This window comes from Xanthomonas euroxanthea, from assembly GCF_900476395.1.
Classification (GTDB): Bacteria; Pseudomonadota; Gammaproteobacteria; order Xanthomonadales; family Xanthomonadaceae; genus Xanthomonas; species Xanthomonas euroxanthea.
The window spans coordinates 945519-970121 of sequence record NZ_UIHB01000002.1 but is presented as its reverse complement, the minus strand read 5'-3'; the positions used below and the strand labels follow the sequence as shown (position 1 = coordinate 970121).

Genomic DNA, 24603 nt, shown 5'->3' with positions numbered 1-24603 from the left:
AAGAAAATTGCTTGAGTCCCGAATCCAAGGAGACGCGCCGTACCAAAGGTTACGAGTCGGCGGCTGGCATATTGTCGACTCCCCGCGATCAGTGCCAGCCAAAACTTGGGGTCTGGGGTTGATGTCGATCACGGAACTCGACGGACTCAGCCCTCCAGGCTGTCGTACGGGATCTGTTGGTTGTAGTCGGCGAGCCACTGCTCGACCTGTTCGCGAACCTCGCTCAGGGTGCGGAAGACATGCATGTCCAACACAACGCGTCGGCAGCTGCTGTTGAAACGTTCGGTAAGGGATGTTTATCGGGGGTAGGGGAGGGCAGCTTATGACGATGGGTGCACATCAGCTGCGTCCCGAGCGCATGCGCGCCAGCTCTTCAGTCACCAAGTTGGCCGGCAGCACGAAGAAGTCGAACAGGGCGTAGAGCGGTTCCAGTAACGGCCGCACGATCTCGGGCAGGTTCGACCCGATGGACTGCGCATCGACGTGCGTGGTCAGCGTGATTTGGTCCTGGTGAGCGGTCCGGCCTTCAAAAAGCACGCGGCGCCCGTCCAGCGTCACGAGCTCCCGGCCCGCCAAGCCTTCGTAGGTCACGCTGAACTTGATCGTCGTCGGTCCGTTGAACAGGTTGGCGGCCAGCCGTTCGGCATGAAGCATGGCCTCGCCAATGCGCCACACGGGAATGACCAGGTCGAAAGCGGCGGCTGGCGGATAGGTCCTGCGGCCTTGTCGATTGCCAAGATCATCTTCCTGGTACCCACGGATGAGATACGCCAGACCGGAGGGGTCGATGCGCCAGAAGTCGGCGTGCGCGGCGTCGCGCTGCTCGGGCGGATTCTCCGGGTCGCCGCCGATCCAGCATTCGATGGCACCGTCCATCGCGTACGGCGTAATCCCTGGCCGGGTGGGTAGCCAGAACGGAGGCCACCCGGTATGGCGGACTACGCTGGTGCGCAGCACATCCGGCAGTTGGGCGAGGGTGACTGGCTTGCGGTCGCCGATGATCTCGTAGCCGATGCTGTAGCGACCGTGCGGCATGCGCGGCCCGGTGCCGGCGGGCACCGAGTCGACGAGTTGCGTCCAGCGGGCATGGCTGCGCTCCATCCACTCGCCCAAGCGGTCTGGCTCGGGTGCCGGCGGCGCCTGCGGCACGGCACCGGTGATCAAGCCGCGGATCTGGTCAAACAGCTCATCGCGGCGATTGTTCTGGCACCGTGCCAGCAGCGCGTCCCAGTCCTGGGACGTCTGTGGCATCTCGCTGCGCGGTCCCGGCCGGCGCATGTAGATCGCGTTGTTCTGCACCGTCTTGTTGTCGGGGCTGGCCCGCTTGGCCCGCACCGGCATGCGGTGGCCTCCCGGGACCGTCACGATTGGATGCACGGCACCATCCGGGGCGGTGGCGAAGTGCACGCTACAGTGCAGCGCAGGATCGCAGTAGTTCGCAACGATGCCGTTGATCAGGTCTTGGTCGTACCCATCCAGTGTGACCGGGCGATCCGGCGCTTCGGTGAAACCGGTCGTGGTCTGCGCCAGCCCGAAGACCACAAAGCCGCCGCCGTGGTTGGCGAGCGCTAGCACCGCCTTGGCGAACGTCGCCTTGGCATCGGCCGAGTTCGCGAGGTCGAGCCAGTTCTTGATCTCGCAATCGAGGTCTTCGCGCGGGGCCAACAGCAGGTCGGCCAATCGTTGCTGCAGCGATGCCATGGCACTCCTCAGGTCACGCGTCGTCGTGACGACGCAGGTGTCGATGTCAAAGCACTGGACGCGGCGGGGGCCCGCGCGCTCGCGCGGATCGACACGGCGATCGCTTCGAGCGTCGTCGCCAGCGTGGTGAGAAGTTGCACAGCCTGATCATAGGGCTTCGCCGCCGGATCGATGCCCACAAGTGCAAACGCGTCGCTAATTTGCGATCCGGGCAGGTGGGCCGCACCGACACGGAGATCGTAGATGCCCGCCAACGGCCCCATGAGGGCTCGTGCCTGTGCCGCGCCCTCATGCTTAGCAAGCGCGCGTTCGAGGGACTTCAGCGATCCGGTGCCTCCCAATTCCGGGGTGACCGGCGCGAAGGCCTGCAGCGCAACCGTATCCATGCGATCGGCCGTCAGTCGCGCCACATCTTTGGCCAGCTCTAGCAGCGAGTCTCGGTTTGTCGCGCGAAAGCGGTGCACGGTCGCCAAGAGTCGATCCTGGATGTTGTGGGGGCGGAAGACGGGAAAACCCCAAATGGCTTGCGCCGCCGCATCGATCGCGATCAGCGCCTCGGTGGTACGTGCTTCCGGCGCCGTGGTGTCTGCCACCCGTCCCTCGACATGCGCCTGGCCCAATTCGACACTGAGCCGGCCATTCGGGTAGAGATTGCGTCCGGCCCATATGCGCCGATGCCATTCGGACAGCCGAGCCACGTCCCGCGCGTACACGTTGATTAGTCCGGCCTCGTTGATGCCGAAATGGATGCTGCTATAGCCGGGCTCGCCTTGCAGACCTCCGGTGTCGTGCGTGTACCACTCGAGCTTGCCGCCGCGCAGCGCCAGCAGGTCGCTCACGATCGTCGGCTCGAACCACAGCCACAGCCCGATGTCCTCGTCGTTGAGCTCATCGGCGTTCTGGCGGTCGCCTGCGGCATTGACAATGAAGGTGGTTGCTGAGGGCTCGTGGTCGCCGCGCACGCGCGGACTGCGTGTCGCCGGTTCGATCCATTCGCGGCGCCAGCTCTGGCCGCTGATACGGTGGATCACGGGGCCGGTGCGTGTGAAGCGACGATGGGTGTAATCGGTGCCTTCGTCGGTCTCCGGGCTCATGACGGGGACATCGGCCTCGACATCCACGTCAGTGCGCCACACGTGGTGAACGGCGACGGTGGCTCCTTCCGGATAGCCCCCTGGCAGCACCCGGGTGACGCTACCTTCGAAGCGTCCGTCGGCGAGGGGGACCTGGATCCGGCCGCCGGGCCACTCGATGTGGTCGGCCATGGCTTCGTAGGTGGTGCGTTCGCGGTAGGTCAGCAGGCGCAGCGCCATGCCGCGAGCGCACAGGTAGTCGCGCAGCACGTCGGTGCGGATATGAATGCCCGCGATCGAGCCGTCGGAGTGAAATGTACGCTTGGCGACGACGGCGTAGTTCTCGTCGGGTCGGATCCAGCTGTGGTTCTCCTCGATCAGCGCCAGCGCTAGCACCAGGTCCTGGTTCAAGTGCCACACTTGGTCGCCGATGGGGTTGTACTGCGCCAGGACCAATTGGATGCCGACGTCGACCCCGTCCTCGATCTCGAAGGCTTCGGCAGTTTTGTATCGGCCGTCCTCGAAGGCATAGGCGCCTTGGGTGTTGCTCAGCCCCGAATCCCCCCACTCGACGTCCTCGACCGCCGTGCGTTGCGTGGCCTGCACCGCGACCGAGACCGCGCATGACACGTCTTCTTGGTAGCCGAGCTGGGCGATGTCGCCTTCCCGGGTGCCCTCGAAGGCGCGCAGCGGAATCCAGGTCTGCATGGCGTAGGGCCGGCGCCGTTCGGCCTGCATTTCGAACCATTCCTGCTGCATAGATTGCTCTCCAACGCTGCCGCTCAGCGCCACTGACCATCTACAGCCGATGATGACCTGAGTATATCGGAGGTCGCGAAGCGTGGCCTTAAATCTGAGGCCAACGTCTGCTCCTGACCGAAGCCGGGGCTAGTGGGGCAGGGGATTAGGAAGATTTATCGGGGGTAGGGGGCATGCTCGCTTCCGACCCAATTTCGCAGTCACTGCGCACTGCTGACACCTGTCCAGTAGGATAGAAAAAACCCGGCAAGGAAACTAAGCGCCAGTGCGAAGGCCATACATTCCCCATGCCTTTGGTGACAGCCGCTCCGCACTGACTGCCGCCTGTCGCTGCCGTATAACGAACTGATGCTGATGGCTATTGAGCGGCCGCACAGATGGGAAATATTTGGACGAGCGCAAACCTTACGCGTCCGCAGTGATTGGCTCCAGGCGCTGCTAACAGCAGCCAAGGCCGTACTTATGATCACTTATCATAGGCCCGAACCATTGCATCTCCTCTCGGGCCTTGGTGAGGTAGACCATCAGTTTTTCTTGCTTTTTGGCTGCATGAAATGCAGCACTTGCTCCTGCTGGGCTTCGAAGATCCCAATTCCTTTTTCCGCGCATTCCAGGACTGGACCGGGCAAACGCCAGATAGTCAAGTGGACCATCACGGCACTGCGTGAAGCCTGACCGTCGTGCGGCGAAATCAATGCTGTCTGTGTGGTAGCTACCGATTGATTCTGGAGCGCTACTGGTGTGTGCGCTTCACGGAAGTCCCACTTGCTGTTACGCGTTGGATTTACTCATGGAATTGCAAGCTCCCAGGTGGATGATCGGATGGGGTGCTTGTCCATATTGGTCCAACTCCAATCTTTCCAGATGAGCTTTCCGTCCGAGCTCTTCCACTTCTGCGACAGCCGATCATGCACTGCCTTGGTGATCCATGTGGGCGTCTCTGAGCTTAGTGTGGTGAGCTTGGCCGCATAGTTTGCAGCGCGCCCCACCCAGACTAAGTCGTTGTCGCCACGAACACCTGTCCTGACCGCGTGGAGATCGGATACATCAATACCCACAGTATGACGAGCGATAAAGTTGGTGTTGTACTTCGCCTTGATCGCCGGGTTGATGATGTACTTCACCGCCCACTGGATCTTGAGGCCGCTCGCACCGCGGCGTCGCAGTTCCCGTCACCAATGAAGATGGTCATGAGCCGGTCGCCATCGTAAGCAGTGATGAACCCGCCTTCGCTCTTCACGATCTTGGCTACGGCATTCAGAAAGGACTTGTAGACCTCAGCGCTGAAATGCCAATACTTGGTATCTACCATGCTGGTGAAGCCATCGAGATCCGCGTAGAGGACGGCGGCCGAGCTGAGCTTCTTAGCCGAATTGCCCAGGGCTAGGTCACTGGGCGCAGGCACGATACGCGCATCTTGGATTGACCAATCAAGCGAGTGAAAAGCTGCGCAGTCGGTTATCAAATCGTCCTTTAATGCCATACCAATCACCAATCCTTCTTTGGGCCCTTGTCGACGATGTAATCCCTCAATTCGTTGCACGCCGGGGCCAATAGTGCGGCCTTGTTAGGGCTTTCTTTGTCATATCGGTATGTGATCGTCGTGACGCCTGCAAGATCGCTGGGCAACCTGACCTTGTTGTTGCGCGGCTCCAGGAGGATGGCGCGATCTGTCCCCAGGCGCCCCATGAACAGGCCCAGCTCGAATATCACGTTATCGCGTGGTGTTGGCCAGTCCGTCTCTTTGTACTCAACGATGTCGTCGGCATGGGCGATGGCGATGGCGAAATCAGCCTTGTCGACTTCGTCTTCTAGCGTCTTCAAGGTATAGCTGGTTGCCTTGAACACGCCTTCCTGCCACGGGATGACATCGAATTTGTCATGGGCAAACGCATTGTGCACGGCACGTGCGATCGGAAGTGCCTCGACAGAGCTGATGAGGAATACTCGTGTCTTGGTGCGAGCGGGACGTACCAGGCGATTTCGCTGCTGAAGCTTATGCGCCATGAGCACGGCTAGGTGACGGAATACTTCCGGATAGGCGTTGCCCACTCGCGCCAGATCGGATTCGGGCAGCTTCACCACGAGTCCTTCTGTGACGGCAAGTACTGCCGCGCTTCGAGGTAGCGTGGGATCAACCGCCGCCATTTCGCCCACGACGTCGTTCGTCGTGCGCTGGGCAATCTTGATGCCCTTTACGCTGACATCCAGCGTACCGCTCAGGACGAGATAGAGGTCGTTATCGGCGGCATCTTCGGCGATCAAGACCTCCCCGGGAGCAAGCTCCTTCAGGGTCACCAGCTCAGCCAGGGTCTCGGCCAAGGGCGCATTTCCACCCACCATCTTTTGCTTGGTCAGTGCGTCAACGAGGAGACGCCTGCCGGCGTCTCCTTCAAAACGTTCGATCATTCGCATACAGTTCCCCATCCCTAATTTCGTCATCTCGCGCTGCAGGCAGCGGAGTAGAGGTTGAAACGACGGCATCAGGCCGTTACAACCAGGCCCGCTTGAGCCCGACCACTACTTTGCGACCTGGAGTGAAGACCGCACGCCGAGCTTCTCGATGGTCTTCTTGATCTGCGTAACAGCGGGCCCCAGAGCTGACGAAAGCGGCTGGTCGTCGGTGTTGTCATCGTATGAAATCGGCGTAATGCCCTTGAAGTCCGTGGGAACCTTGATTTCATTGCCCCGTGGAATCAAAAGCAGCGTGCGGTGCCGACCAATGCTCGACATGAAGAAGCCAAGTTCGAAGATGACGTTATCTCGGGGTGCGGCGTGCTGGCGATGCCGAGCCCTGACGATATCGTCCGCGCTCGCGATAGCGATGCAAAAGTCCGCGGAACTTACCTGCTCCTCAAGCGCTTCGATCGGATAGGCGCCGACGGGAAATATTTCATCGTCGCTCCATCGAATAACGACGCAGTTCGCATACTGCAAAGCCAACTGGATCTCATCTGCAATCGTCAGTGCTTCGACAGAGCTGACGATGAAGACTCTGGGCCGCGGATTGGTCCTATTTACGTAGCGATTTCGCTGCTCAATGCGCCTGGCGAGATCGGACGCGATGAGTCGCCATGAAATTGGGTGCTCGTCCAGCGCAGCGACGAAGGAGGCTTCATCCACCTTGAGCGCTACGCAAGATTCCTCGGCGCAGAGCGTGGCGGAACGAGAAATGGTGGGGTTGAGCGCCGACATTTCCCCCACCGTATCGCCCGTCTCGCGTGTGTGATGACGGACGCCATTCACAATGATTCGGAGCTTTCCGGTCAAGACAAAGTAGACGTCGCGATCGGTATGACCTTGTTCGATGAGGTTCTTACCCGGCGGGCACTCCACTAGCGTTCCGGCCTCAGCAATTTTGGACGCAAGCTCACGATTGCCCTGAATGATGCGCTGAGCCAGCAGCGCGTCAACCAGCGTGTCTTTCTTTTCAAACCGTTCCTTCATGACTGTGCTCTGCCGTTGGTTATGGATCTACTCTGAGGGTTGAGGCGGGCGAGGACCATGGCAGTCGGCGACGGGCGCGTGGCCGTACTTCATTAAAGTCCTTGTCATTGGCACTTCCATCACGCGCGAGCAAGGCAGCTGGGGAAGGAAGCTTATCTGGCCGAAATTCTGTCGCCGACAAGTCGAGGCCACGAAAGAGCCGCCTACGCGCGATCAGGAGTACCGCGAACGGCGTGTTAACCGCTGGGTCCATGACGATCTCCTGCATAGACAGTACGTCCTTTACGCTAGGTACTGCGTCGACGTTTGGGTGTGAGTGCCATTCACCAAGATAGTTGAATCGCGCGTAGTCATGGTCCGTTCGGTAGAAGAAGTCCGCCAGAAAGGCTTGATGCTCCGCCGGGTCACGTTCGAAAAAGAAACTGGAGCCACCGCTGCGCTGCACAGAAAGGTCAGCAATCAGAAATTCGTCTCCACCCAAGCGTTCTGCAACAAGCACACCGCCAATTTCGCGTCCACAGGCCGCCTTCAGCTCCCGCCCTAGCTTCTCTATGACAAAAGCAGGAACACGGATCCTCATGTGAGCTCGGTGGGCCCAGCCAGGACCCGCTGCAAGAAGGAAATCTCCTCGCCAACTTCCTCCTCGGTCAGCACAGTCTCAGCGACGGCTGGCGGTGGCTCCGGCAAGGCGATGGGATGGGTCTCAAAGGGCTGGGCGAACAGGTCGCAGGGCGATAGGCCCATGACGTAGACCGACCACGGGAAATAGGACGGATCTCTCCCCAGAAGCGCATCGATGGCCATGCGCGTCGTATTGGCTGCAATCGTCGTCACGTCGGCGTCGTCCGCCACCATGGGCGCTTCATCGCCCGTTCGTTCATAGGTCTCGACCTGAAGTTCCGGGGCGATGCCCCTGTCCGCAAACCAATTCTCAATCGCACGACGCATCAGGGGTACCGGAGGCTCAATGCCCGGGCGATGCCGTGCGATTAGGCCACCCACGCCACCTCCAAAAACCTCTGCCCACAGTAACGGAATATGGGTGGTCTGAGCGAACCCTGAAAGGATGTTGCCCGCAGCTGGATTCGCTGTCGCGTCGATGATGAGATCGCACTCTGCCAGTCGCGACAGAATGGTCTCGGAGGAACGGCTGGACTCCTGGCCCGCCAACTGTTGGGTGCGCACACGCACGTCGGCGCCGGGCCGTACGCGGCGAATGCGATTGGCGAGAGCCATCACTTTGTGTTGGCCGACCTCACGCCAGTCCAGATCGTGGCGCACCAGGTTATCTGCGCCAAGGATGTCGTCATCCACGAGATCGAACTTCTTGACGCCGGCGCGAGCAAGCATGGTCGCGATCTTGCTGCCCATCGAGCCGCATCCAAGAACGGCGACGTGCTTGTCCGCCAGAAGGCGATGCTCGTCGCTAAGGCGCGACGCAACGGGCGCCGCGCGTATGACGGAGACCGGGGCGACATAGTCGTCAAACGTCTGATACGCATGAATGGCATCGTCCTTCATGACAACCAGAAGCTGGTCGGTCGCCTGCCATCCCAGGGGCTCGGAACCCGCAGAAAACTCGGCGTAGCAGGCTGTGGATGGCAGGGATTCATGAGCCACCAGACGCCTCACATAAACACGCGCTTTCCATGTTTCAGATCTCAGCATCGACGGCACATCGGGATCCACCCAGGGGTCTTCGTCAGGAAAATCGAGTCCGGTAATGAAGCGAACGACGTTGTCCTCAGTCAGATAGAGGACTGACGAGCCTCGGACACCCACGCCAGGAAGCAACTGGCTCAGGCGTTCCTCAAGGGCACGCGTAAGCGGAAGGCGACTGAACGCCGCACGAAGGCGCTGACCTTCCGTGGTCCGATGTGCTGACGCTACGCGTGCATGCTCGTTCGGAGCGGGGTTCTCGCCCTGCAGCAGGCGATAGGCGCTCTCCACCATCTGCCACGCCATAAGTTCCGGCGACCAGTTGTCGGGGCGATACTCCAGGCATAGATCGCCGCCATCCCCGAATTGATGGATCGACCACCGCCCTTGGCCGTCACGCGGTCGTATCGAGGGCGGGGAGTGGGGGAAGGTCTCCGGAAACCGAAGAACGGCCTGATAGACCTGGTGTCCAATGTCGATGTCGCAGTCCACCACCATGCATCCCGCATCAAATCGACAGGGACCCAAGTTCAGCCAATCGGTCCGGTTGGCCAATTCGACCAGCGCTTCACGCTCACGACGGAAGCGCGCCTGATCAGCCAGAAACCAGAGACTAAGCGAAGCCATTGGGTTTGGCCGGCCCGCTCGGTGAATTCCGGAAGGCATAGGGATCTGCTGCAGACGTCGCCGGCTGCAGCAGAGCGCCGGCAGCCGCGGCTGCCTTGGCCACACGTGCGGTCTTGTCATCCTTCGCGGCCAGTTCATCGACCGCCGTCGCGTAGTCAAGGCCTTTGCGTTTGCGCGTCGATCCGAAGATCGCCTGCACCGCTTTCGAGCCCTTGTCGTGGGCGACCTGGCCAATCGCGGTCTCAGCGCCGCTGCAGCGGCCTTGCTCCGCTTCGGCGACCAGCGTGCCGCGGCTGACCGAGCAGCGAATGAGATCCCCCTTCATGCCCAGACGGGTTGCGGTCATCGGGCCATACTCGAAGCCCACCTGCAGGCCGAGGCTTGAGGCGTCCGTGCCCGCTTCCTTCAACTTGGCCAGCGCCAAGTCGAAGCTGCTGCGCATGCCGCCGGCGCACAGGACCATCGTGCTGATCGTGCTCTCGACGTCGGTTGTCTGTGCCGTGCCTTCGACAAAGAGACCGTGAATGCAGTCGCCAATGAAGCGGACTTTGCGACCCTTGAAGTCCTCGTGCAGCACGGCATCCAACTCACTACGGAGAACGCGCAGCGCACGGACGACGTGCTTGGCCTTCTCGTCATCGGCGATGTTGGCACCTACGTACTTGGTGAATCCATCGATGTCGCCATAGACGGTGGCGGCGTCCTGTCGGCGGGAGTTCTTGACCGAGAGCGTTTCCAGGTCAAGATCGGCAAACGGCGGGGTGTGCCCACTGAACTCGAACTTGCCAATCGGATTGGCATCGAGGTCGGCCTTCCAGTCCTTGACCACACCGTCGACGGTGCTTGAGAGCTTGGCGATCGCTTGGCTGTTGGCGATCTCCTCAGCCGTGAGGGCCGTTGCGTCCTCGTTGGCGGCGGCCGCCAAGCCGATGGCTTTGCGCGCCTTGTTGGTCAAATAGATGCCGGTGGCCGACCCACCACCAGAACGCTTTGCCGCGTGATTGGCGGGCTCACCCAGGAACAAGGGTTCACAGTGGCCACGGCGCCCGTTGTTGACGGCAAGCGCCTGGCCCGTGTCGATACCGACGCGTACCGCTGCCGCAGGATGGTCGGCATCCTCGCCGGTCTTGGCGAGCACGTCGATCGTCAACTGGCCGATGGCGATGGCACGATGGATGCGTTTGGCCTCGTCGTCGTAGGGCTTCGTCACGACTGAGTGCAGGCGCTGGTTGTGGAAGTCGATCAGCAGAGCCTCCTCGTTGTTGAGGATGCGCTCGACCGCACGATAGTGGAGATTCAAAAAGCGCAGGACGCGGCGATGGCAGGTTTCGCCTTCCACCTGCGTGACGTGCAGCATGTCCTTCAAATTGAGGATGTCCGCATACAGGTGTACGCCGTCGACCCGGTAGGCCACATTCTTGGACAGGCTGTGTAAGTCGGTGTCGCGCACATAGGTCTTGATCTGGAAGTCCTTCAACGCGACTTCGTCGATCTTCTGTTGAATGCGCTTGGCGGCGCGATCCTTGTTCCACGTTCGGGTACTCATGCCCGCACCTCCGACGTGGCCAAATGGTGGGGTTGCAGTGATTCCGGACCGACGTGCCTACACATGGGTGGATTTCCTTGGCTCAGGTTGTTGGCAACGGTGTTCCATGTCCGTCGCAAGACACGCGACCGGCGTTTTACGTGCGGGTTGCCCCCGAGACGCCCAGATGACCGTTCACGTTTATGATTTGTGACGGATGCGCGCATTTCAAGCCCCCCAATCGACAGGCTTGGACAGACGTCTGCCCTCGTAGGAACTGCAAGGACCGGTAGGGTCCGGCTTTTGTACGTTATCGCTGCACCTGGGATCACCGCAGAGACACAATCCAGCGCCTCCACAGGACGAAGACGTCGATCGCTGACCTCTTATTTCCCTGAGTACGCGCGTCCAAAATGATCAAACACGGCGAGCTCGACCGTCGTCCCTTGCGCACCAAACCAGCCCAGCAGTTTCTTCAGTTAGGCGCGGCCGTTGGGGGCGAGCACCAGCTGGTTGATCATCGCGCGCACGCCGAGCCGGTTGCGGTACTTGCGCCATATCGCAGCCGGGTTCCAGGACAGGCTGAAACCGTCAAACCCCACGCTCATCGACGATTGATCGAGCCCCGCGCTGGCCAGGGCGTCGTCGACCCCGCGCGCGATCCCGATCAGCGTGCGCTCGTAGGTGGAGATCGGGGTGCCACTAGGGTTGTTGACGTGCTGCTGGTACAGTCCGAGCCAGTCGCACACTGGCCGGAAGCGGTCGCGCAGCGCCACGGCACCGGCAATCAAGGCCGCGGGGCTGTCCACCTCACGGATTACCTGCAACGGGATCGGGTCTAGCAGCAACCGAAGGGACATCAGCGATTCATTGCGCGTCTCACGCCGCTGCAGCTTGGTCCGGCTGGTACGCACCATGTCGAGGGTGCGATCAGCGGCGCTGGCGTCAGGTAGTGCGACGCCGGCGATCTGGTAAAAGCGGCGCCGTGCCGGGTGCGGCGTGTACGGCACGTCGAACTTGACCGCGCGCGCCAGCATGCCCGCGCCGCTCCACAAGATCTGCGACTCCAGCGGGTGCGAGTTGACCCCGTGCTCACGGTAGACGGTCGTGTACTGCGCGTGGAGCTCGCGGAGCGGCGCCGTAAACGCCAGACGCTCGGCAAACGCATCGCGCACCGCCCCCAATTCCGGATCCCGCGGCTGGAAGTCGTATCCGCGCAGGGTCCCCTGGCGGGTGGCGGGGGCAACTACATGGTCGGCGCGCTGCCACGTGTCCACGTGAGCGGCCTCGACCAGGATGTGGTCGAGCAGGACCAGGTCAGTCAGCAGGTCGAACAGGCACTCCAGTACGATGGACGCCGCGGGTGCCGACGTCAGTCGCGGGGCGCCGTCAGACGTGACCTGCAGCAGCTGACACTGATCGCGATCGAGTCCGTCGGTGAGCAGCTCCACCACAATCTGCAGCGACTAGTTGTCGGCAATAGCCGCTTGTCCCATGCGTCAATACCGGGCTGAAGTGTTTCGGTATCGTACCCAGAATCGGTCAAACTTCCGCTGCCGAGGCTTTCGATCATTCCACGACGCTCAAACGAAGTTCCACGGCGATCGCTTATGCGGCTTTAGCCATCTTCCAGTAGGCGAGCGGCAGGATTCGCGGATGCACCGCCGGTCTGGAAGTATCCAACCACACTGGACACCGACCGGTGCTCGGTCGGTTGCATGATCGCCGGCAGCGCAACGCCCTGACGGCTGGCCTCGGTCACGAACCCCGAGCGCAAGCTGTGCCCGCCAAAATCCCCCTCCAGCCTAGCTAGGCGCGCCCGCCGCTGCACGATTTCCCCGACGGCAGCCGGAGACAGGGCAGGGCCGACGCGCTGCTTCCACAGCCGTCGGAAGATCGCCCCCTCGGTGATCCCGGCTGCGTCCAGCCAGTCCTGCAGCGCGAGGGCGGCCCGATCGAGCACCGGCTTGTCCGGGGTCGAGTTCGCGGTGACACCGGCCTGCTGGGTTTTGCTGTGCTCCAGGCGGTAGATGTAGCCCGCTTCGCCGATCCGGCGCAGGTCACGCAGGTCGGCGGCGGCGATCTCACTGCGCCGGCGCCCACCGCTGGCAAACCCGAAGCAGAGTAGGGCGCGATCCCGTGTTCCTTCTAGGCTGTCGTCGCAGGTGGCCAACAGGGCTTCCAGCTCGGGCAGGGTGATCGCGGTCTTCTTGCGCGGCCGCTCGCCGCGTTTGACTGCGGCTCGGGCGGCGCGGCTGAGCACGGTGCGGATCGCTGGCTGTTCGCAGGGATTGGTCACCTGTTTGAGCCTGTGCGCAGTGGACAGCACGGCGACCCGATGCCGCACGGTGGCCAAGGTCCAGGGCCCAAGCTTGGCCTTCAGGCCGGCCGCCACCAAGGCCTGGTCAACGATCGGCGGCAGCTCCCACGCCAGCTCACCGTCAGTCGAGCGGCGCTGCACGTGGTCGACCACAAACTGCAGCACGGTAGCTTCGGGCACCGGCAATGCGAGCTCGATGCCGTAGCGCGCCGCATGCCAGCCGGCCCAGTAGCGCAGGGCACTGGTGTAGCTGCGGGTGGTGTTCTCGGCCGCTGCTTCGGCCAGCAGCTCGCGCACCGCGTCCGCCGCCTGTTGCGCCAGCTGTTCGGGCAATACCAGCTGGCGGACGGTCTGGACGAGGGCGGCACTAGTGGAATTAGCATTCATAGTATGTAATGTACGCTACGAATTAGCAGACGTAGCCACGATAATCATCACTTATCGCGAGTACGTCAACTGTGGGGCAGGGTGCCAATACGGGAGACATTTTTGATGGCCAGAGGCGTCACCGAATCCGACGTGCACGAAGCTGCCGATGCACTTGTTGCAGATGGCGAACGACCAACGGTCGAGCGCATCCGCGCCCACCTGGGTACAGGGTCACCGAACACTGTTGTGCGCTGGCTGGAGACTTGGTGGCAGGGTTTGGGTCCTCGCTTGGCAACAGACCGTCAGATCCGGATCACAACGGCCAACGTGCCTGAAGCAGTCGCGTCCTTGGCAGGGCAGTGGTGGACGTTGGCGCTGGACCACGCCCGAGTGCACGCTGATGAGGCATTGGCTGCTGATCGTGCATACCTCCTAGACGCCCGAGAAACCTTAGAGCGAGATCGGCACACCATGCAGGCCGAACTTGCCCGGCTGAAAAGCTCGACCCACGAGGCTCAGCAAGCGGAACAGCTCGCTGCCGCAAGGTCCTCGGAGCTGGAGCGTCTTGTCGAGCAGCTTCAGCGTCAGCTGGCCGAACTTGGCCAGCAGCGCGACGCCTTAGCTTTGCGTGCCACCGGTGCAGAAGGCGCCAGTGAAATGCTGCGAATCCAGCTCCAGGAATTGCAGGATGCGGCGCGTGCCGAGCGCGACACTTTGAGCCAACACATACGCACCACTGAAGACCGGGCACATGCTGAAATCGACCGTGCGCGTCAGGAGTCCAAGCAGGCCAAGCAGCAGCTAGCTACGAGCCGGCGAGAAGCAGCGCTGACTGAGCGCCAACTTGACGAAGCGCTAGATCGCGCACAAGGCAATGTTTCCGAGCTCCGCCAAGACCTGACGATCCAGCAGGCACGCGCCGATGCACTTGAGGCACAACTGGCCAAATTGAACGATCTGCCGGCAGCACTCGAAGCAGCCTGGCAGCAACATGTTGGACGGAGTCAGCCCAAGCATCCAGAACCTGTGCGGTCTAAGCGAAGTCGCGGCAAAGCGGCGCCCTGATGCCAAGCAAGCCATGGTGTCGTGCTGACTGCGCGGAGAGCACCCAGGCCTTACTTAGGATCGTGTCCCGCGGGAGAGAAAAAGTCCTTACAAATCAATGAGGGGCACGATCCGAGCAAAAAGGACACGAATTTAGAAAACTGATGATTGACGGGGAAGAGTCGCCCCACCCGTAAGTCATTGATTCGCATGGCACGGACATCGAGGCGGGGGTGGGTATCGGTACATGTCTCTGCAGACAAGCTGCCTCATGCTTCACGAGCTGCGGAAATGTTGCCCCAGATTTGCTGAGCAACGGAAAAGCTACCTCAAAATTGGCGAAACGACCGAGAAGATGCCCTTAATTTATTAATCTCTAGATTCACCTCGGAATGACGCGCCGAGCGCGGCTCTTCCGCTTTATGGATTTGGACTTCTTCGTCGGCATGGGGGCCGCATGCTCTTGAGGAGTAGAGCTTCTTTGGATCGCTGAGGAGGGTGCCCACGCTATTCGTACCCGATCAAGCCCACCAGAGCAGATTGTTAATTCGATCAGGGGTACTTCAAGGCGCAGCGGCTTTAGCTGTTCACCTGACCATGAGGGCTGCAGCACCAAGGTCAGTCCTTGAGCGTAGCCCCGGCACAGGCTTGCCATCATCGCATCCACTATGTGCCGCCGCCCCACCACTTGGCCAAGCGACCTGCCGATGCTTGCCTGAGGAGACATGTGCGTGTCAGGCGGTCCAATCAGACGACACGCTGTCAATGACAGAGCCATACCGCAGGCAGTGGTCACTTCTTTATCGATCACGTTCAAATTCAACCAAGCATGCCCGTTCTCGGAGAGTCCATAGGGCGCGATTAATATATATCCTGATTTGGGCGTAGCGTCTGTCTCATAGGCCGGGTCACGATTCAAGCTGCCATCAAAGGCCACGACGTCGTCGTTGCAGCCGCAATTTTTTAGTACGCTCTGCGTTACCTTGGCGAGGGCTTGGAAAGCAAAGCGAGGTAAGGGTGCGGAGCGAAACGTCTGAGAGCCACCCAGAAGTGACCATCCCCATAGAGCATCCGGTGCAGGATCGGGCCCAGCCCCTTCAAAGCACATCAGCTGTGCTGTCGTGGGAGCGGACTCCGTCGATTGAAGCATTGTGGGCAGCGCAGCTAATGTGGCGAACGCCTCGTCCCAGCGCTGGTTCGATTCCGGAACAGAGATTACCCGGTGACGCCGTTCCCGCGTTGCCCAAGCGAGATAATCTTCTGTCCAAGCGGCGCACTGGACCGCCGGGAATGTGCGCATTTCCGCCAAGGCAATGCGTGCATCTGCGGCCGTGTATCCGCAGCGGCAGATACCAAGCTGATCCTTCTCGTTGAACCTTGCGAACTGAGTAGCCCCGCAGCTGGGGCATGTGCAGGTCAGTGGAGAGCCGTGCCAAGGACAACGACGCACGGATGGAAGCTGAAATAATGCGCAATGATAGCCGTGGCAAGCACACTCCCAGCACTGACGCAGAGGACGAGAGTGACGATTGAAAAGTTCTGGACAATCCATTGGTGACCAGGTATCTGGTGTCCAATAGTTGCTAACGCTCGTGGCATCCAGGCCCAACGCCCCTAGAAGGGTGGATCGGGTCTTGCCGGCCCTCTGAGTGGCTAACAATACGTCTAGCCCCTTTCTGTTTTTTAAACCCAAAGCGGCTAGCTCTCCGCCGGTTGGCAGGGCGAATCTGGCGATTCGTTGTACCAGCCCATACCCGGAGATGTAGGGATAGGGGCTGAGATCAGCCCCTATAACACGTGGCACAATTGGCTGACCTTCAATTTCGTGCAACCAACTCATAGTTTGTGGCCTTCGATTAACCGCCCGGAGGCATGCGCATACGAGCCCGTACGTACTCAAGACGCAGGTAGCCGCAGTTCTGCAGGGCCATCGCTATTTGGTCTGCTGTGAAGCCATTGAAGTTCTCCTGACGGAAAGCAATTTCGCAAAGCAGTTGCCGAACCATCAACGTGAAGGTGGCCATTGGCCACGCTTTACTTTCGGGAAGCTTGCCCTTCTTCCTCATCTCGCCCACCACTTCCCAGATCAATGAGGCCTGGCTGCTCAGTCGCCATCCATTGTCGAAAGCCCGCTTAGCGAAGTAGCGGCTGTAGGGCATTTCCGGATTGGGCCACCAACTACTGTCGTAGCCGTTGAGCGCGTGCTTGACCTCTTCCAGCCCCACCAGTGGCCCGAAAGGTGTAGTAGCCATGAACCAGCGCCGGATACTGTGCGTACCACGATCGCGCCAATCGTCTCCTACCTCCACGCCTTCGGCATCACTCTGGCGAATCAGGACAAGGAATAGATTCAGGCGATCCTGAAGGATCATGCTGTCCAGATCCTCCATGTACTCGTACTCCGCTTCGGTGATCCTCTGAGCATTGTCGATGAACAGCACCATCCTGCTTACGCCGGCTTGTCCACATCGACTTCCAATGAGGTGGCGGATTTTGGCCATGCCAACTGCAGATGTGGTGCCGCTGGAGGTGCCAATTCCTATCCGCTCATTCATGGTGGACCAGAACGCTCTGTCAGTGCGGCGGATCCCGCTGGCCATGACCATTCGCATCGCGACTGCCATGGGCTGCTTATCAGTGTTGATCAACCATCGAGACGCGTTATCTGTCAGATAGGTAATTGCCGTAGTTTTTCCGATGCCTCCGCCACCATATGCAGAGCATCCATGGTGTCCCTCAAAGATGTTCGTTCTAATAAAATTAGCGAGTCGTTCTGTCGGCTTTGTATTGATTTGATAGCCGTCGGGAATCAGAAGTGGATGGACCTTATTGGTGATAGAGTTGACATGAGGACTATTCATATACTCGACTCTGGCAGAAGAATGCAGATGGTCTTGGGCGAGCGGCGATTAAAACCTGGTTACTCATCCAGGCTCACCCATCCATCGGAAGCAATTCGAAGTTCTGCGCTGTAGTAGTCGGGCCCACTTGTAGGGCGCGATTCCTGCGTAAAAGCGGTATCCATGCGAGCGAGCTGGTCTACAGCTAGTTGTGAGGTCTGTGCTTTATTGCGCAAGAAGGCGATATAAGCAGCCACAGCGCAGTCGGCACCGGCAATGCTGAAGCCCGAGCGATTTTTGACCCATTGCATGATCAACTTGCGGGTGGTTTCGTCGTGTGGTGTTCTGTCCCATGGTGAGGCGGCTCGTGCTGCACAAAGTGGGGCAGTTGCACTGCGCATCAGCATCAGGCTGCGCAGATCGTTTCGGTTGATTCGAGCCATCACTGTCTTGCCAACTAGTTCCCAGCGCCCCTCGAGACCCGCACTGCGGTACTTTACGTATTTGTAGTTAACGTGCGGCACAACACCCTGAGACTTGTTCCCATGAACGACTAGGGGAGCCATGACCGTACACAATTCATCTGCATCTTGCGCGCCGGTGTCGGGGCTGAAGTCGAATGCAGAACTGGCCTGCGATTGTAGGAATTGCAGAGGCGACAGGCTGCCCAAGGCAGGGTGTACGGTGGCGTTGTAGTTTGCGACTATTACATCGATCAACTCCTCGAACGCACCCAGCTGAAAAGCGTGGTCATCACCGTGAACCTTGCTGATCCGAATCTTCGAATCGCCTAAACGTTTGGCCGGCTCGAAGCCACCTGGGATACGGCGAAGTGCACCTCGCTCCAAACGGGAGAACAACTGCTCAACAATTGGCCGAGAGCGCGGTTGTTGGGCGCGCCCGAAGATCAGTACGCCGCCTCGGGAATGGCAGAAGGACGCTTCCAAGTCGCATGCTGAGTGAGCAAGGGCGTTATCCAGCGCAATGGATCTGGACCGCCTCGCGGCTAGCGCCGGTTCCAACCCCGTCGGCATGCCCGCTCCCGGCGCATATGACAGATTCGGGATTGTCAGTTCACGTGGAACCCACGGCCTCAGTCCCACCGCTAAGCAGGTGGCCACATCGAGATTGCTATAGCCACGACCAACTCGAAGTGACCAAGACACAATAGCTCGGGAGCGTGTTTCAACTTCAATGAGCAACCAAATTGTGGTGACCGATTTCTCGACGGTGCCACCAAGCGGCACGTCCACACTCAACGTGCCCTCCACATCAATGCGATGTGCATCAAATTCGGTGCGATCAAATATTCGCCCTCTGAACGCATCTTCCAGCTTGCGCACAGGCACTTGCTCCACTTCTAGAGTGCCAGGTACTACCGCCATGATCCGAGAACGGCGAAGGTAGTCCAGAAGTGCGCGTCTGCCTCGATCTGGTGTGTTCAACGGATAGTGGTCGGCCAAGTCCTGGCGCCCCAATTCCGCGCAGATGCGCTCGTGCAGACGATCAAACCCCCTGGGAGCGCGACCGGGGGGAAGAGGCTGCTGGTAGCCCTCCACCCACGTGCGGATTAGCGGTAACGCCTGCAGCAATTGGCGCATCGCCCCTGGGCCGGCGGCACTAGGTACACGGCCGCCGACGTCACCAGCAGTGCCATGACTATAAGTTCCCCAGGGGACGCAGACGCGAAAGCCATTGGGCATTCCGTCCGCGTGCCTGCGTGGCGCTGCTTCAGCCATACGTGCAAGCCGTTTGCGGCACAATTGATGAGCAGCAGCAGCGCGGGAGAAGGAGAGTTCACCGGTCAGTGCGGCAGTCAATGCGGCCCTGGCGCGGCGATAGTTGGATCGATCCGCCTCCTTAAGCTCCACCTCGCTAGGGCAGTACCACTTGGCCAGCTCCTCGGTATCGTAGAGTCTGCGCGGGTTAGCCATGAGCGAGCTCCAGCACCGCATCACTTGAACCCGGGGAGTGGTCTACAAGCGCGAGGATGCCTTGATGGATCATCCAGGCAACCGTGGCCCGAGTTTGGTGCGCGGTGTAGGAGAGGGCAGAGATCAAGCTGGCCAAGTTCAGGCGCGGCGCACGTCCTAGAAGTTCTTTGACCTGCTCTGCGATGGCGGCGCGAGCAATGATCCGTTCGCTATCCCAGACCAATGGCAGGAGCTCGTAGCACACGGCCACCCGTGCCAGTGAGGAGGTCAGCTCCAACTCAGTCATGCAGGTGAGTAGCACGCCGTTCCGGACGCCGATTTCGATAAGTTCTTCTCTTGCGGGAAGCATGACGACGCCGCTGCTACTACGGGCGGTGCGTGCAGTCGGGATGAGGAGATGGAACTGCTGACTTCCGTTGGCCATATGCGACCAGAAAGATAGATCAACGGATGTCTTGAGCGACAGCTGGAGCTGACGGGGCCGTTCCACATATGCTCGAACTGCAGAGTCGAACTCTAGAATCAGACCCAATGCAAAGTGGGCGGGATCCGCCACGGTGACGACCCGCCGGTTGCGCGGAGATTGATACACGAACACCTCTTGCCTGCTGCGTTGTCCTCGCGTCAGCTGCCGTGGGGTGTAGTTCAGTGAAGGATCGACATGGTGTGTCAAGGTCGTGCCTATGGCACTGGCTGCTGCTCCAACAGTCATTTGCGTCTCCTGAAAAATGGTGCACAGGGGCACCACGCCACTTGTTACGGGGGCAGGGCAGGGCGCAACGCTCCAGTTGCCGAACTCGGTCGGCCCTGAAAGGCGGTAACACTCTGCCAGCCATCCGTCACGGAGGCTTGACTAGGTAGGAGAAATGCGGGAGCCTAAGCATCGAGTCCTTAGTGCTCCTCTACCTCTCGCTCCGACGAGAGGAAAATGCCCCCGCGCCAACGGGGGCATTTCATTTCAGATGGTCAGAGAATTAAAAACTACTTGTCATGCACTGTTTTCTCGAGTGTGGGATATCGGGCATTCCGATGTAGATGCGGTTGAGAATGCGACAGATCTGTGAAGTGGGGTTGTCCTAGCAGCGCCGCCTCAAGTTCCAACGAAGCCACGGCGAAGCTGCAATGTGGTGCTCAGGCGAGCACATCATTTGTCCGAGGATCCCTCGCCTGGCCGGCAGCGCTCTATTAGATAAACGACGCTAGCAGGCCGCGCAGTCTGGCGCAACACCCTGTGTTTGAGGCCATTGGCTTATAACAACGAAAGTTGGTTACTCACTTCTTGTTTTCGTAAACTCATTTGCCAATGGGTGTTGCACGCGCTGCCATCAGACTCGCAGACCGAAAGGCCTCGGATTGAGTCAAGTCGGGTTCGGGGATATCTCGAGGAGAGGCGCGCCCTGAACTTGTAACCCTTTCTTAGTAGGGGTGGGCGGCATTCTTGGCGTGAATAATCGTTAGTAAATTGATCGTTTTAGTTTGGCTGGGAGCTTTTGTGAATCATGCGCCCAATTTCAAAAACTGCAGCTACACGAGGATCATGTACATCACAGATCCGGCGTTTTTCTTCAAGCTCATAGAAGGCAGTTCCATCCGCAGCCAACTCATCAAACAGATATGAGAAATCCAGTACCAAATAGGGAATGACTGTGCCTTCGCCGGCTAAAATTCCTGCAGCGATAGAGTGATTTCCACCCGTGACGAAACCGATTCGCCATGGCAACCACAGCTCAATTGCATGATTTAAGTCTTGACGCCATTCCCCTTGGCAGCCATGCATTATATTTGGGGTTAGCGGAGTTTTTTTGGTGCCTATCGTCGCCAATGCACTGGCGTAGCTTGTCTCTTTCCATGGCCAAGGGAGGACGATGTCGCGAGCAAGCGAGATTGGATACTTGCCTGGATCAAGCTCTGATGGGCGGATGGTCATTCCGTCGCTTTCATAAATCCTGTCACGCACTGCGGGACCGAAAAACGTCTGCCACTGGATCGGAGTCTTTGAGCCATGTCCAAACTCGGCGATTGACAAGATATGTTCTGCTTGCATGGGCCTCAGGATAGCTTTAACAAGGTCGTGTAAACCTGCAGGGTTTATGTCAGCAATGGCTTGAGCCGTTCTCATTAGATTGTTAAATCGCGAATTTGGAAGATTATTTTTCTTAAAAAATTTCAATTCTTCTTTTTTCTTTTGACGTAACATCCACGGCCTAATCAATAACCTCCATAGATGCAGGGCATGACCAGGGCTCTTTAGTGGAGGTATTCCTTCAAATTTATTTTTCAAGGTCATTCTCGAAATTGCCTTTAAATGATGCTTCATACTCGATCTCTGGAACCACAGAGGCTGGAACCTTTCGGCCCATCTGGCCAGAAGTAGCGTTATAGCGACTAGTCGCCCTGGGCCTGCACTGGTGCGGAACGTGCCTCGCAGGTACTTATCGCAAAAGGCCCGAATTCAGTCATCAGTGATCCTCATTGATTGGCCACAAACATGCAGCAGGTGCTGTTACGGATCTGATTCACCCCTGCGCATTGTTTGAAAAGCTCGCTAGGCCTCTTAACCAGCCTCCGGATCCGGGGGCTGAATGATCAAATGGATCTGGTCATCGCGCCAGACCCACCGGCGATCTTCAGGCCACGCCAGTGCAGCAAGAAGAAGCCTCTCGGTAAATGCCCTAATCCTGGTCAGGTCCACATCCATCAGGTCTAGGTCGGAGGTGCGGGCGGCATGGAACAAGTCATTCCTGAACCCAGATGCTCGCTTCATTCCAGCGGCGAACCCTTCTGCGGTCCACAGGTCGGATGTCTTGATCGAGTAAGCCTCGACAACCCTGTCGATTCTCGATGCAAGCGATGCACGCCGCAGTTCCGGAAGCTTTTCCTGCATATGCGTGGCGGTTTTCTTAGAGATGGTTTCTGCGTCGGAGAGTTCCTTCAGAGATGCCCGCAGCACTTTTTCAACCTTCCTCCAGGATGCTGGCCCGATCAGCAACACTTCTTCACTTTCGCAAACGGCGTTGACGATGGTCTCCATAGCAGAAAAGGCAGTGAAGTACGCAGTTTCGAGAAAGCTGACATAGGAATGCGAAAGGAAGCCGATACCTTGGTCAAGTGATTTGCTTTGAGGGTGTCCTTTCAGAGCATTGACCAGATCCGAAAGCCCCCCCCCTCGTAAGTTCGAGGTATCGATAAGTTCGCTGCCGCCTGCCTTTTCCCGGCTTCTATACCACTTACGCCTGTAGGTAGCTCGTTTGATGGGATCCTCTTCAGGCCCTTCCCACAGATATTGAATCTCGTATGCATCGACCGGTTGCCTGTAGCAAAGGGAAAGTGCACTGCAGATCGGAAAGATTTCCTCGAGCAATTTTTCATGCAAAGACCTCAGCGTCTCGCCTACTCGAAGCTCGATCCTGCCCACCAGGCGAAGGCGCTGGATGCGATGGAGGACCTTGTCGCCGAAGGCCGTCCCGTCAAGGTAGTCGTACGCCTCCATCGCCTCGATTGGGCCAAGACTCGTTTGAACAAGAATCTGTTCTTCTTCGCCATGTGTGGTACTGATATTTCCATTGTAATGAAGTTCGACCGAGCCGTAGCCGGTGAGGATGCCACTTGGCTGGAGGCTAACGGTAAAGCTCACATCGACAGGTTTTATGGCGGGATCACGATCGATGCCGATCTCTATGGCACCCACCTCCAGCTTCAAGCTTGTGAGACTCGACTGCCATCTATTGAGCCCGAGCAAGTTGATGGAGTCTCCGCCCTCGTTGATTGGATGGAGCTTTACTAAGTTGATGTCAAGGGCATGGACTGCAAGGTATGCCTCGGCGCGTTCCTCTTCGCCGCCCAAGAAGAGGACCTCAACCTCGAGGGAGGTTGGATCATGCTTCTCATAGCGAATGGAAGCAGCGGAGCGCAGCGGCACTGGTTTATCTGGCTGTAGTGCAAAGTGCCCTTGGATGTGCACCTTTCCATCTTTGCTCATCGTGCTCGGCCGGAGAAGTTCTGGATCAGGGATTCTCGCCTTGCAGCCGCGTTTTTCCTAGCCTGCCGAGCGGGCTGATCACCACTTGGCGTTGAGCGAGCCAGGAGGCGCGGACTTTCTGCATGTGATCGTGACTTTGATACCCGGGTACATGCGCTCGGTACGCTTAAAATGGGCATCTTCTCTATTTGCTCTTTAAAGATCTGCACGTTAGGTCGTGTCGCATTCCGAAGAGAACTACTGGCGGCGTGGCATGTCACCGAGTACTGCCAGCGGCTAGCGCGCAGGCCGGCAAGATTCGCGTAAAGCAACGATTGATGGTCTTTAAGATCGCCTTCGCCTCCGCGTAGCCGGGAATGAGGAGGTCGCTGTGCAGGTCGGATGGCCCGACATGGTTTATCAGGAAAATCCCATCCTTATCGTAGGATGACCGGAGCTCATGAGGCCAGTCGGTAGCCTCGGTACCGCAGCCAGAGCTATGCTGCTGTCGGAGTTGCTGATGAAGGTACTATTGTTCTTGCCGGGTTCTGTTGCGAACCACCTACTTTGACCGCATGTCCGCTGCTGGCCGAGACTGAACATTGGGCAGGGCAGGGGATTAGGGAGCGTTATCAGAGGTAGGAAGGGCAGCCTCCCACAGCAGACATCGCTCCAGTTCCTAAACACGGCAGGTAACATGCTCGAAGTTCAAGGAAAGGATTGTAGTCGCCATGAATGAAATGTCTTACGCTGCGGCGCTCGATGCCGGGCTTGAACCAATCTCTTATCGCAGCGATGCCTTGGAGTCCTTGGGAGAAGGGTGCTTCCCGGGAAAGTTGGACGGCTTAGTGTGGTCAAAGCGGCAGCCATGCCTGATGGCATTGTTGACACTGGACAACGGCGCGCGAGTTCAGGTAGTTGGCTTTCAACGCCATTCTCGTAAAGACCTGCCTGAGTATCTAGGACTCCGCCTATTGACGCCTGGCCAGCGGATCGTTCTACAGGTTGATCGAGGCCTGCGCGGTGGGCTCCGGCCGCTGGTGCTGTCAGATGAAGCTGTGGTCAAGTACTAAAGCCAGATGCAAAGCACCAAAGCCGACGAGAAGCAATAGCTCGCTCCTAGCCAACAGTGACTAGCTTAGGTATTAGGGATGCTTATCGAGGGTAGGGGAGGGCCATTGCGACCCAGAGCGGAGGTTCAAAGGGTTAAGGCCAATGGCCGCTCCGCAGTCACTGTCACCTGTCGCTGTCGTATAACGAACTGATGCTGATGGCCATTGAGCGGCCTCACGGATGGGAAATATTAGGACGAGCGCGAACCTCACGCGTCTGCAGTGAATGGCTATA

Annotated in this window: 18 protein-coding genes and 1 pseudogene; 2 read left to right on the top strand and 17 right to left on the bottom strand. The window is 59.0% G+C overall.

Features of this window, described 5'->3' with window-relative positions:
* Nucleotides 1–88: 88 nt before the first annotated feature.
* The 12 genes and pseudogenes from CPBF1521_RS11530 to CPBF1521_RS11475 all read right to left on the bottom strand — a co-directional run.
* Nucleotides 89–284 (bottom strand): annotated as a pseudogene (locus tag CPBF1521_RS11530) (integrase core domain-containing protein); the annotation flags it as partial.
* Nucleotides 285–339: 55 nt separating this feature from the next.
* Nucleotides 340–1701: an AlbA family DNA-binding domain-containing protein gene (locus tag CPBF1521_RS11525; RefSeq protein WP_115677028.1), complete on the bottom strand. Its 1362-nt coding sequence runs from the start codon at nt 1699–1701 to the stop codon at nt 340–342.
* Between the two features lie 8 nt (nt 1702–1709).
* Entirely contained in the window at nt 1710–3533 is a 1824-nt protein-coding gene (locus CPBF1521_RS11520) for a hypothetical protein (RefSeq protein WP_115677027.1), read from the bottom strand.
* A gap of 788 nt (nt 3534–4321) precedes the next feature.
* The gene (locus tag CPBF1521_RS21570; RefSeq protein WP_201798629.1) at nt 4322–4657 is read right to left on the bottom strand and encodes an adenylate/guanylate cyclase domain-containing protein; all 336 of its coding nucleotides are present in this window, start codon (nt 4655–4657) and stop codon (nt 4322–4324) included.
* A complete protein-coding gene (locus tag CPBF1521_RS21565) occupies nt 4654–5016 on the bottom strand; it encodes an adenylate/guanylate cyclase domain-containing protein (RefSeq protein WP_201798628.1) in 363 nt (120 codons plus the stop codon). Before CPBF1521_RS21565 ends, CPBF1521_RS21570 begins: the two co-directional genes overlap by 4 nt.
* 5 nt (nt 5017–5021) lie before the next feature.
* Nucleotides 5022–5942, bottom strand: coding sequence for a TIR domain-containing protein (locus CPBF1521_RS11505; protein WP_115677130.1), 921 nt, complete (start codon nt 5940–5942; stop codon nt 5022–5024).
* A gap of 111 nt (nt 5943–6053) precedes the next feature.
* Entirely contained in the window at nt 6054–6980 is a 927-nt protein-coding gene (locus CPBF1521_RS11500; RefSeq protein WP_115677025.1) for a TIR domain-containing protein, read from the bottom strand.
* A 19-nt stretch (nt 6981–6999) separates the two neighbouring features.
* The gene (locus CPBF1521_RS11495) at nt 7000–7560 is read right to left on the bottom strand and encodes a Mov34/MPN/PAD-1 family protein (protein ID WP_115677024.1); all 561 of its coding nucleotides are present in this window, start codon (nt 7558–7560) and stop codon (nt 7000–7002) included.
* Nucleotides 7557–9266: a ThiF family adenylyltransferase gene (locus CPBF1521_RS11490; protein ID WP_181901201.1), complete on the bottom strand. Its 1710-nt coding sequence runs from the start codon at nt 9264–9266 to the stop codon at nt 7557–7559. The genes CPBF1521_RS11495 and CPBF1521_RS11490 overlap by 4 nt, the downstream gene beginning before the upstream one ends.
* On the bottom strand, nt 9253–10812 hold the full coding sequence (locus CPBF1521_RS11485; RefSeq protein WP_115677022.1) for a nucleotidyl cyclase domain-containing protein: 1560 nt from the start codon (nt 10810–10812) through the stop codon (nt 9253–9255). Before CPBF1521_RS11485 ends, CPBF1521_RS11490 begins: the two co-directional genes overlap by 14 nt.
* A 458-nt stretch (nt 10813–11270) precedes the next feature.
* Complete coding sequence (locus tag CPBF1521_RS11480) at nt 11271–12242, bottom strand: hypothetical protein (RefSeq protein ID WP_147295452.1); 972 nt, start codon at nt 12240–12242, stop codon at nt 11271–11273.
* 167 nt (nt 12243–12409) lie between these two features.
* On the bottom strand, nt 12410–13498 hold the full coding sequence (locus CPBF1521_RS11475; protein ID WP_115677020.1) for a site-specific integrase: 1089 nt from the start codon (nt 13496–13498) through the stop codon (nt 12410–12412).
* Between the two features lie 105 nt (nt 13499–13603).
* Here CPBF1521_RS11475 and CPBF1521_RS11470 point away from each other — a divergent pair, with 105 nt between their 5' ends.
* Nucleotides 13604–14545 (top strand): DNA-binding protein, encoded by a 942-nt coding sequence (locus CPBF1521_RS11470; protein WP_115677019.1) that lies wholly within the window; start codon nt 13604–13606, stop codon nt 14543–14545.
* Nucleotides 14546–16380: 1835 nt separating this feature from the next.
* Here CPBF1521_RS11470 and CPBF1521_RS11465 read toward each other — a convergent pair.
* From CPBF1521_RS11465 to CPBF1521_RS11445, 5 genes are all read right to left on the bottom strand, one after another.
* A complete protein-coding gene (locus tag CPBF1521_RS11465; protein ID WP_115677018.1) occupies nt 16381–17385 on the bottom strand; it encodes an AAA family ATPase in 1005 nt (334 codons plus the stop codon).
* A gap of 59 nt (nt 17386–17444) precedes the next feature.
* A complete protein-coding gene (locus CPBF1521_RS11460) occupies nt 17445–19298 on the bottom strand; it encodes a hypothetical protein (RefSeq protein WP_115677017.1) in 1854 nt (617 codons plus the stop codon).
* Nucleotides 19291–20010, bottom strand: coding sequence for a hypothetical protein (locus CPBF1521_RS11455; protein WP_133125686.1), 720 nt, complete (start codon nt 20008–20010; stop codon nt 19291–19293). Before CPBF1521_RS11455 ends, CPBF1521_RS11460 begins: the two co-directional genes overlap by 8 nt.
* Nucleotides 20011–20769: 759 nt before the next feature.
* The gene (locus tag CPBF1521_RS11450) at nt 20770–21615 is read right to left on the bottom strand and encodes a DUF6710 family protein (protein ID WP_147295451.1); all 846 of its coding nucleotides are present in this window, start codon (nt 21613–21615) and stop codon (nt 20770–20772) included.
* A 237-nt stretch (nt 21616–21852) separates the two neighbouring features.
* A complete protein-coding gene (locus CPBF1521_RS11445) occupies nt 21853–23277 on the bottom strand; it encodes a hypothetical protein (protein ID WP_115677016.1) in 1425 nt (474 codons plus the stop codon).
* A gap of 710 nt (nt 23278–23987) precedes the next feature.
* Between CPBF1521_RS11445 and CPBF1521_RS11440 the strand changes: the two genes are divergently transcribed.
* The gene (locus CPBF1521_RS11440) at nt 23988–24329 is read left to right on the top strand and encodes a hypothetical protein (protein WP_147295450.1); all 342 of its coding nucleotides are present in this window, start codon (nt 23988–23990) and stop codon (nt 24327–24329) included.
* Nucleotides 24330–24603: the final 274 nt, after the last annotated feature.

Excerpts from the sequence above, each read along its gene's own strand:
- CPBF1521_RS11450 (WP_147295451.1), bottom strand. The coding sequence starts at position 21,615 with ATGAAGCATCATTTAAAGGCAATTTCGAGAATGACCTTGAAAAATAAA.
- CPBF1521_RS11445 (WP_115677016.1), bottom strand. The coding sequence starts at position 23,277 with ATGAGCAAAGATGGAAAGGTGCACATCCAAGGGCACTTTGCACTACAG.
- CPBF1521_RS11485 (WP_115677022.1), bottom strand. The coding sequence starts at position 10,812 with ATGAGTACCCGAACGTGGAACAAGGATCGCGCCGCCAAGCGCATTCAA.
- CPBF1521_RS11495 (WP_115677024.1), bottom strand. The coding sequence starts at position 7,560 with ATGAGGATCCGTGTTCCTGCTTTTGTCATAGAGAAGCTAGGGCGGGAG.
- CPBF1521_RS11520 (WP_115677027.1), bottom strand. The coding sequence starts at position 3,533 with ATGCAGCAGGAATGGTTCGAAATGCAGGCCGAACGGCGCCGGCCCTAC.
- CPBF1521_RS21565 (WP_201798628.1), bottom strand. The coding sequence starts at position 5,016 with ATGGCATTAAAGGACGATTTGATAACCGACTGCGCAGCTTTTCACTCG.
- CPBF1521_RS11475 (WP_115677020.1), bottom strand. The coding sequence starts at position 13,498 with ATGAATGCTAATTCCACTAGTGCCGCCCTCGTCCAGACCGTCCGCCAG.
- CPBF1521_RS11465 (WP_115677018.1), bottom strand. The coding sequence starts at position 17,385 with ATGAATAGTCCTCATGTCAACTCTATCACCAATAAGGTCCATCCACTT.
- CPBF1521_RS11525 (WP_115677028.1), bottom strand. The coding sequence starts at position 1,701 with ATGGCATCGCTGCAGCAACGATTGGCCGACCTGCTGTTGGCCCCGCGC.
- CPBF1521_RS11470 (WP_115677019.1), top strand. The coding sequence starts at position 13,604 with ATGGCCAGAGGCGTCACCGAATCCGACGTGCACGAAGCTGCCGATGCA.
- CPBF1521_RS11500 (WP_115677025.1), bottom strand. The coding sequence starts at position 6,980 with ATGAAGGAACGGTTTGAAAAGAAAGACACGCTGGTTGACGCGCTGCTG.
- CPBF1521_RS11460 (WP_115677017.1), bottom strand. The coding sequence starts at position 19,298 with ATGGCTAACCCGCGCAGACTCTACGATACCGAGGAGCTGGCCAAGTGG.
- CPBF1521_RS11490 (WP_181901201.1), bottom strand. The coding sequence starts at position 9,266 with ATGGCTTCGCTTAGTCTCTGGTTTCTGGCTGATCAGGCGCGCTTCCGT.
- CPBF1521_RS11455 (WP_133125686.1), bottom strand. The coding sequence starts at position 20,010 with ATGACTGTTGGAGCAGCAGCCAGTGCCATAGGCACGACCTTGACACAC.
- CPBF1521_RS11505 (WP_115677130.1), bottom strand. The coding sequence starts at position 5,942 with ATGATCGAACGTTTTGAAGGAGACGCCGGCAGGCGTCTCCTCGTTGAC.
- CPBF1521_RS11440 (WP_147295450.1), top strand. The coding sequence starts at position 23,988 with ATGAATGAAATGTCTTACGCTGCGGCGCTCGATGCCGGGCTTGAACCA.